The sequence below is a fragment of the Elioraea sp. genome (assembly GCF_051860475.1).
In the GTDB taxonomy this organism is placed as follows: Bacteria; Pseudomonadota; Alphaproteobacteria; order Acetobacterales; family Acetobacteraceae; genus Elioraea.
In genome coordinates this window covers 1-6,744 of sequence record NZ_JBHYDW010000190.1, presented here as the reverse complement: position 1 = coordinate 6,744, position 6,744 = coordinate 1, and the positions used below count along the sequence as shown (strand labels likewise).

At 74.1% G+C, this 6,744-nt stretch carries 8 protein-coding genes; 4 read left to right on the top strand and 4 right to left on the bottom strand.

Features of this window, described 5'->3' with window-relative positions; genetic code table 11:
* A partial coding sequence (locus ACTIFU_RS21595; RefSeq protein WP_439580390.1) for an invasion associated locus B family protein occupies window positions 1–422 on the bottom strand: 422 nt, incomplete at its 3' end.
* Window positions 423–465: 43 nt separating this feature from the next.
* Window positions 466–1,032: an RNA methyltransferase gene (locus tag ACTIFU_RS21590; protein WP_439580389.1), complete on the bottom strand. Its 567-nt coding sequence runs from the start codon at window positions 1,030–1,032 to the stop codon at window positions 466–468.
* Between the two features lie 15 nt (window positions 1,033–1,047).
* Between ACTIFU_RS21590 and ACTIFU_RS21585 the strand changes: the two genes are divergently transcribed.
* Both ACTIFU_RS21585 and ACTIFU_RS21580 read left to right on the top strand, forming a co-directional pair.
* Window positions 1,048–2,304, top strand: coding sequence for a class I SAM-dependent methyltransferase (locus ACTIFU_RS21585; RefSeq protein WP_439580388.1), 1,257 nt, complete (start codon window positions 1,048–1,050; stop codon window positions 2,302–2,304).
* A 4-nt stretch (window positions 2,305–2,308) separates the two neighbouring features.
* A complete protein-coding gene (locus ACTIFU_RS21580; protein WP_439580387.1) occupies window positions 2,309–2,812 on the top strand; it encodes a YdcF family protein in 504 nt (167 codons plus the stop codon).
* A gap of 195 nt (window positions 2,813–3,007) precedes the next feature.
* Here ACTIFU_RS21580 and ACTIFU_RS21575 read toward each other — a convergent pair whose 3' ends face one another.
* A complete protein-coding gene (locus tag ACTIFU_RS21575) occupies window positions 3,008–3,154 on the bottom strand; it encodes a DUF1674 domain-containing protein (RefSeq protein WP_439580386.1) in 147 nt (48 codons plus the stop codon).
* Between the two features lie 88 nt (window positions 3,155–3,242).
* Here ACTIFU_RS21575 and htpX point away from each other — a divergent pair, with 88 nt between their 5' ends.
* Both htpX and panC read left to right on the top strand, forming a co-directional pair.
* Entirely contained in the window at window positions 3,243–4,172 is a 930-nt protein-coding gene (gene htpX / locus ACTIFU_RS21570; RefSeq protein ID WP_439580385.1) for a zinc metalloprotease HtpX, read from the top strand.
* Window positions 4,163–5,017 (top strand): pantoate--beta-alanine ligase, encoded by an 855-nt coding sequence (gene panC / locus ACTIFU_RS21565; RefSeq protein WP_439580384.1) that lies wholly within the window; start codon window positions 4,163–4,165, stop codon window positions 5,015–5,017. The genes htpX and panC overlap by 10 nt, the downstream gene beginning before the upstream one ends.
* On the opposite strand, the gene ACTIFU_RS21560 is transcribed toward panC, so the two are convergent.
* On the bottom strand, window positions 5,005–6,744 hold a 1,740-nt coding region (locus ACTIFU_RS21560; RefSeq protein WP_439580383.1), incomplete at its 5' end, for an ArnT family glycosyltransferase. The two genes, panC and ACTIFU_RS21560, sit on opposite strands and share 13 nt — an antisense overlap.

The window sequence follows — 6,744 nt, the reverse complement described above, 5'->3', positions numbered from 1 at the left end:
CGCGGACCCGGCCCCTGCACGCGCAGCGCGCGGCCGCGCTGGAAGCCCTGGATCGCCTCGGCGCGATCGCGCGCAAAGGCAGCGTCGCCGGCGGTGAAGAACGCCAGACTCACATTGCCGGCCGCCGCCTCGACCGTTCCCGCGGGCTCGGCGCCGGAGGGGTAGGTGTAGCCGGCCCGGACGGCCACCTGGTCGCGGCTGCCGGGACGGTGGGTCACCGTCAGCACGACCTCGCCGCGATTGGCGATGGCGGGCTGGCTCCGCCCGGCGCGGGCGAAGGCGTAGCAGACCTTGCCGCCGCCCTCCGTGAGGGTGGCCGCCTGCCAGTCCTGGAACTGGCCGATCGCGGTCGGGCCGGCCTGCTGGGCGAGCGCGGGCTGGGCCGCGAGAAGGGCGAGCGGAAGGATCAGGGCGCGCATCATGGGCCGATACATACGGGCCGCAGCGGCGCGCCTCAAGCGACGCTCACGTGTCCTCGCCACGCAGCAGGGCCGGGGTGCCGCGGCGGAAGCGCGGGCGGCCATGCGCGGGCGGGGGCTCGGCCTCGCCCGGTCCGCCGGAGGCGACGGGGCGGGGCGGGAAGCGGCCCATCGCCACCCAGCGGTCGTACATCACGAGCGCGCCGGCCACCGCCAGGTTGATCGCGAAGCGGGTCGGGATGCGAACCATGAAGTCGCAGCGCGCGAGCATCGCCGGGCCGAGGCTGCCCCGCTCGGGGCCCAGCACATAGGCCGCCTGCGGCGGGTGACGGAACGACGGCAGGGGCACGGCCTCCTCGGTCAGCTCCACCCCCACCAGCCGGCAGAGCCGCGGCAGGGCCATGGCCTCGACCGACGGCCACCGGTAGAACGGCACATGGCGCGTGGCGTCCGAGGTGTCGGTCGCGCGCGTCGCCGCGATGCCGGGGCTGTCGCCCACCGTGAACAGGAAGGACGCGCCGAAGGCGTGGGCGGTGCGGAACAGCGCGCCGGCATTGCCGGGCTTGCTCACCCCCTCCATGCCGATGCCGAACCAGCCGCGCGCGGTCTCCATGACAAGGCTTCCCCGATGACGGACCAGCGGTCCCACGACTTGGCCGACGCGCTCGTCGCCGACCAGTACGAGGCCTACCCATACCCCGCGCGCGACGCCAGGGACGAGGCGAAGCGGCTGGTGGTCGGCAGCCCCTCGCATCTGGCCGAGATCGACCACTGGGTGTTCGGCGCGCGCCGCGACCCCGGCCGGCCTTTGAAGGCGCTGATCGCCGGCGGCGGCACGGGCGATGCCTGCGTGATGCTGGCCGCGCAGCTCGCCCGCGCCGGGCGAGCGGGGCGGGTGACCTATCTCGACCGCTCGGCCGCCGCGATGGCAATCGCGCGCCGGCGGGTGGAGGCGCGCGGGCTCGCCGATGTCGCCTTCGTCCTGGGCTCGCTGCTCGACCTGCCGACGCTCGGGCTCGGGCCCTTCGACTACATCGACTGCTGCGGCGTGCTGCACCACCTGCCCGACCCGGCGGTGGCGCTCGGCGCCCTGGTGTCGGTGCTGGCGCCGGGCGGCGGGCTGGGGCTGATGGTCTATGCGCCGCACGGACGGACGGGGGTGTACATGGCGCAGGACGCGCTCCGCCGCCTCGCCCCGCCCGGACTGCCGCTGCCCGAACGCGTCGAGGCCGCACGGCGGTTCCTGCGCGGCCTGCACCCGGAGCACTGGCTCGCGCGCAACGCGCGGCTCGGCGACCACATCGCCGGCGGCGACGCCGGGATCGTCGATCTGCTGCTGCACGCGCGCGACCGCGCCTACACGGTCCCCGACCTGCTGGCGCTGCTCGACGGCGCGGGGCTCGTGCCGACCGCGCTGATCGAGCCCGCGCGCTACGATCCGGCGACGTGGCTTGCCGACCCGCGGCTCCGCGCCCGCGCCGCCACGCTGCCCTGGGCCGAGCGGGCCGCGCTCGCCGAGGCGGCCGCGGGCACCATGGCCGTGCACATCGTCTATGCGGTGCGCGCGGGCGCGGGCTGGGCGCCACCCGACCCGGAGGACGAGACCCGCATCCCCGTGCTGCGCGAGCTCGACGGCGCCGCACTCGCCGCCCAGGCCGGGGCGGGGGGGCGGCTCGCCTTCGATCTCGACGGCGTCTCCCTGCCGGTGGCGCTGCCGCCACTGGGGGCGGCGCTGCTCCGCCGGATCGACGGGCGCACCCGACTCGGCGCCGTGCTGGCCGGGATCGAGGCGCCGGCGGAGCGGGTGCGGCGCGAGTGGGGCGCACTCTACGCGGGCCTGAGCGCGATGAACCGGCTGCTGCTCGCCGCCCCGCCGGGCGGATAGCGCCGTGGCCGAGTGGATCGTCGTGTTCGGCTTCCCGGTGCAGCCGGACGGCTCGCCGACGCCCGAACTCGCGCGCCGGATCGCGGCGGCGGCCCTGGCGGCGCGGCGCTTTCCGCAAGCCCGGGTGCTGGTCTCGGGCGGGCCCGGGCGCAGCACCCCGGCCGAGGCGACGGCAATGGCGCGGCGCCTGCGCGCCCACGGCATCGCCTCAAGCCGGATTGTTGAGGACGCCGCCGCGCGCGACACCATGGATACGGTCCGCGCAGCCGCACGGCTGATCCCGCGCGACACCGCCGTCCTGGCCGTCACCAGCGCCTATCACGTGCCGCGCTGCGTCGTGCTGCTGCGGATCGCCGGGCTCAGGGCGCGAGGGCTGGGCGCGACCGCGGGGCGACGGATCGGGCGCGCGCACAGGCTCTACTGGACGGCGCGGGAACTGCCGGCTGCAGTCTGGGACATGGCCCTCGCGCTCTGGTTGCGCATGGCGGGTCGCCTCGGCGCGGTATGATGTTCCTGTCTGAGAACGAACACAGCAAGAACGGATTGCGCCGATTCGCGGCCGGGAAAAACTTCACGAACAAGGGAGTGGTCCGAGTCGCGCGAACGAATCGGGATTGATGCGCCGGCGAAAAAGCGAACCAGATCATGTGGTTGGACCGGCCGGTACCCCCAAGCGCGTTCGCCGAACGTGCTATCGGCCGGCTCAGAAGTCGGTGCAGCGGCCCTTCTGCTCCCAGTCGCCGTAGCGGGTCGGCTCCGGCCCCTTCGGCCCGCCGATCTCCTTCGGTTTCGGCGGCGGCTTCGGCGCCTCGGCGGGTTCCGGCGTGCCCCGTTCGGTGCTCTTCTCCATGCCCGCGATGTGAGCCGCGCCGGGTCTCGTGCCAAGGGGGACCGCGTTCCCATATCCTCGCCGCCATCCGTGTCAGGGGACCCTCTCCATGTCGGGCTATGTCAAGACCGCCATCCTGCTCGCCGGGCTGACCGCGCTGTTCGTTGTGATCGGCGGGGCGATCGGCGGCGAGGCCGGGGCGCTGATCGCGCTGCTGGTCGCTGGCGGGATGAACCTGTTCGCTTGGTGGAACAGCGACAAGATGGTGCTGCGCATGGCAGGCGCCCGCCCGATCGGCCCGGCCGACGCGCCGCGGCTCTATGCCATGACTGAGCAGCTCGCGCGCCGCGCCGGGCTGCCGATGCCCGCCCTCTACGTGATCGACGAGGAGCAGCCGAACGCCTTCGCCACCGGCCGTGATCCTGCGAACGCCGCGGTGGCGGTGAATGCAGGGCTGCTGCGCCATCTGTCGGAGGAGGAGGTGGCCGGCGTGGTCGCGCATGAGCTCGCGCACATCAAGAACCGCGACACGCTGATCATGACCGTCACCGCGACGATCGCCGGCGCGATCTCGATGCTCGCGCAGTTCGGCTTCCTGTTCCGTGGCGGCGGAAGCCGCAACAACCCGTTCGGGGCGATCGGGCTGATCCTGATGCTGATCCTCGCCCCGCTCGCCGCGATGCTGGTGCAGATGGCGATCAGCCGCTCGCGCGAGTACGAGGCCGACCGTGTCGGCGCGGAGATCTGCGGCGATCCGCGCGCGCTCGCCTCGGCGCTGGTGAGCCTGCAGAACAGCGCGCGCCGGATCGAGAACCGCCACGCCGAGGCCAACCCCGCGATCGCGCACATGTTCATCATCAATCCGCTCTCGGGTGCGCGCATGGACAACCTGTTCTCGACCCATCCGAAGACCGAGAACCGCGTCGCAGCGCTCGAGGAGCTTGCACGGCGGATGGGTGGTGGAGGCGGCGGTGTCGCCGCGCGCCCGGCAGCGCCCCGGCGCGCGGGTGGCTCAGTGCCGTCCTCCGGATGGCGCTGAGCGTCGTCCGCACGGCCGCGGCGCTGCGCGCGCTGCTCGCGCCGTGGCGCCGCGAGGGGACGCGGATCGGCTTGGTCGCAACGCTCGGGGCGCTGCATCGCGGCCACGCCGTGCTGGTCGAGCGCGCGCTCGCGGCCTGCGAGCGGGTCGTCGTCTCGGTGTTCGTCAACCCGACCCAGTTCGCGCCGCACGAGGATTTCGCACGCTACCCGCGCACCGAGGCGGCGGATGCCGCGCTGCTCGAGCGCGTCGACGCGCATGTGCTGTACGCGCCCGCGGTGGAGGAGATCTATCCGCCGGGCGATGCGACGCGGGTGACGGTCTCGGGCCTGACCGAGCCGCTGGAGGGCGCGATCCGCCCGCACTTCTTCGCCGGTGTCGCGACCGTGTGCGCGCGCCTGTTCTGCCAGGTGCAGCCCGACGTGACGGTGTTCGGCGAGAAGGACTACCAGCAGCTTCTGGTGGTGCGGCGCATGGCGCGCGATCTCGGGCTCGGCGTCGAGGTGATCGGCGTGCCGACGGTGCGCGAGCCGGACGGGCTCGCGCTGTCCTCGCGCAATGCGTATCTCTCAGCCGCCGAGCGCGCAGCCGCGCCTGCCTTGCATCGCACATTGCAGGAGGTGGCCGCAGGGCTGCGCGACGGCGCGGCGATGGCCGCACTCCGGCCAGATGCCGTGCGTGGGCTGGTCGCGGCGGGCTTCAGCGAACCCGACTATCTCGACCTGCGCGACGCCGAGACGCTCGCGCCGCGCGACCGCCTCGACGGCGCACCCGCACGGCTGCTGGTGGCCGCACGGCTCGGCGCGACAAGGCTGATCGACAACATCCCGGTTCAGCGCGCGTAGAGCGTCAGCGTCAGGCGCTGGCCGCGCGAGTAGTTCAGTCCCGTGATGGTGGCGATCGCTTGTGGCGCGATACCGAGCCGCCCGGCCTCCGCGCGGAACGCGGCGTCGTAGCGGTCGCGCACCAGCGCGAGCCCGCGCGGCCGCTCGGCGAGATGCTGCGCGGCCCCGATCCCGTCGCGGACCAGCCGCGTGTCGGTGCCGGCGAGGAACACCAGGGAGGGCTCGTGGAACCCGGCCGTGGCGAAGGGTCGTTCCGCCGGTGGCGGACGGTCGCCGGTCGTCTGCCAGTGCGCCTCCGCGGCGGCGACCACGCGGGGGCTGATCCAGATCGGCTCGATGCGCGGCAGCACGCCCTCCAGCAGCGCGGCGTAGATCACCGGTGCCGCGACCAGCATGGCCACCGCCGCTCGCCGTAGGTCGCTCGCGCGCAGCACCGCCCACACGAGTGCGGCGACGGCGATCACCGCGACCGGCGTGCCCCAGGGGATGCCGCCGCCCGCCGCCACCGGCAGCGCGACCGCGAGGGCTGCGACGATTGCCGCCGCGAGCAGCCACAGCCCGAGCGACACATGGCTCAGCCAGCGCGGCGGCGCGCGGCGAGCGGGGTCAAGCAGCCAGCGCGACGCCAGCAGCAGCACCGCCGGGAACGTCACGCTGACGTAGTGCGGCAGCTTGGTCGGCAGGAGCTCGAAGACCAGCCAGGTCGGCACGATCCAGGCGAGCAGCACCCGCACCACCGGATCGGTGCGCGCGGCCCAGGTGGCGGGAATCGCCCGCAGCACGATCAGCGAGATCGGGAACAGGGTCAGCGCGACCAGCAGCAGGTGGTAGCCGGGCGGGCCGCCATGCGCCTCGTCCGCGCCCGTCACCTTGCCACCGAGATCGCCGCGCAGCGCCTCGAGGAAGAACCCGCCGTCGGTGGCGATCCAGATCAGCACCGCCCAGGGCGCCACCACGGCGAGCGCGACCGGCACGCCCCAGGACGCGCGCAGCGCCCGCAGCCAGTCGCGCGGCCTGCCGGCGCGGCGGTCGAGCCACCAGAGCGTGAGGGCCGCGAGCGCCGCCACCATCGGCGCGACGGGACCTTTCAGCAGCGCGCCGATGCCGAGCGCGATCCAGAACCCGGCCGCCTGCGCCCTGCCGAACGCGGCCGGCGCGAGCACGGCGCGCGAGAACACCAGCATCATCGCCGCGACCGTGGCGAGCAGCGCGGCGTCGGTCTTGGCGATGTGCGTCTCGACCACGACGACGAGACTCGCCGGCAGCATCAGCGCCACGATCAGCGCCGCCTCCCGCCCGACGAGGTGGCGCCCCAGCGCGAAGGTGAACAGCGCCGCGAGCACGCCGCCCGCCAGCGAGGGAACGCGGTAGGGCCAGATGTCGGTGCGCTCGGCGAGGCCGAGCGAGGTCGCGGCCGAGACCGTCGCCGCCTGCGCCCAGTGGATGCCGACGGGCTTCTTGTTGCGCGCGACGTCGCCGAAGCGGATCTCGACGACGTCGCCCGTCTCCAGCATCTGCTTGGTGGCTTGCGCGAATCGGCTCTCGTCGCGATCCGAGGGCGGGATCGTGACGAACCCGGGCAGGAAGACGAGCAGGCAGAACGCGACGATCAGCAGGCGTGGCCGCCGCACCGCGCCGAGGCGGGCGAGCCAGTCCTGACGCGCGTCGCGCTCCGCCGTCGTTCGCATGAATGCCCGCTGCCGTGCGCCGGAGGGGCTGTCAAGGCT

Bases quoted from the DNA above. Each gene is read 5' to 3' on its own strand.
- ACTIFU_RS21590 (WP_439580389.1), bottom strand. From the start codon at position 1,032: ATGGAGACCGCGCGCGGCTGGTTCGGCATCGGCATGGAGGGGGTGAGC.
- ACTIFU_RS21585 (WP_439580388.1), top strand. From the start codon at position 1,048: ATGACGGACCAGCGGTCCCACGACTTGGCCGACGCGCTCGTCGCCGAC.
- ACTIFU_RS21575 (WP_439580386.1), bottom strand. From the start codon at position 3,154: ATGGAGAAGAGCACCGAACGGGGCACGCCGGAACCCGCCGAGGCGCCG.
- htpX (WP_439580385.1), top strand. From the start codon at position 3,243: ATGTCGGGCTATGTCAAGACCGCCATCCTGCTCGCCGGGCTGACCGCG.
- panC (WP_439580384.1), top strand. From the start codon at position 4,163: ATGGCGCTGAGCGTCGTCCGCACGGCCGCGGCGCTGCGCGCGCTGCTC.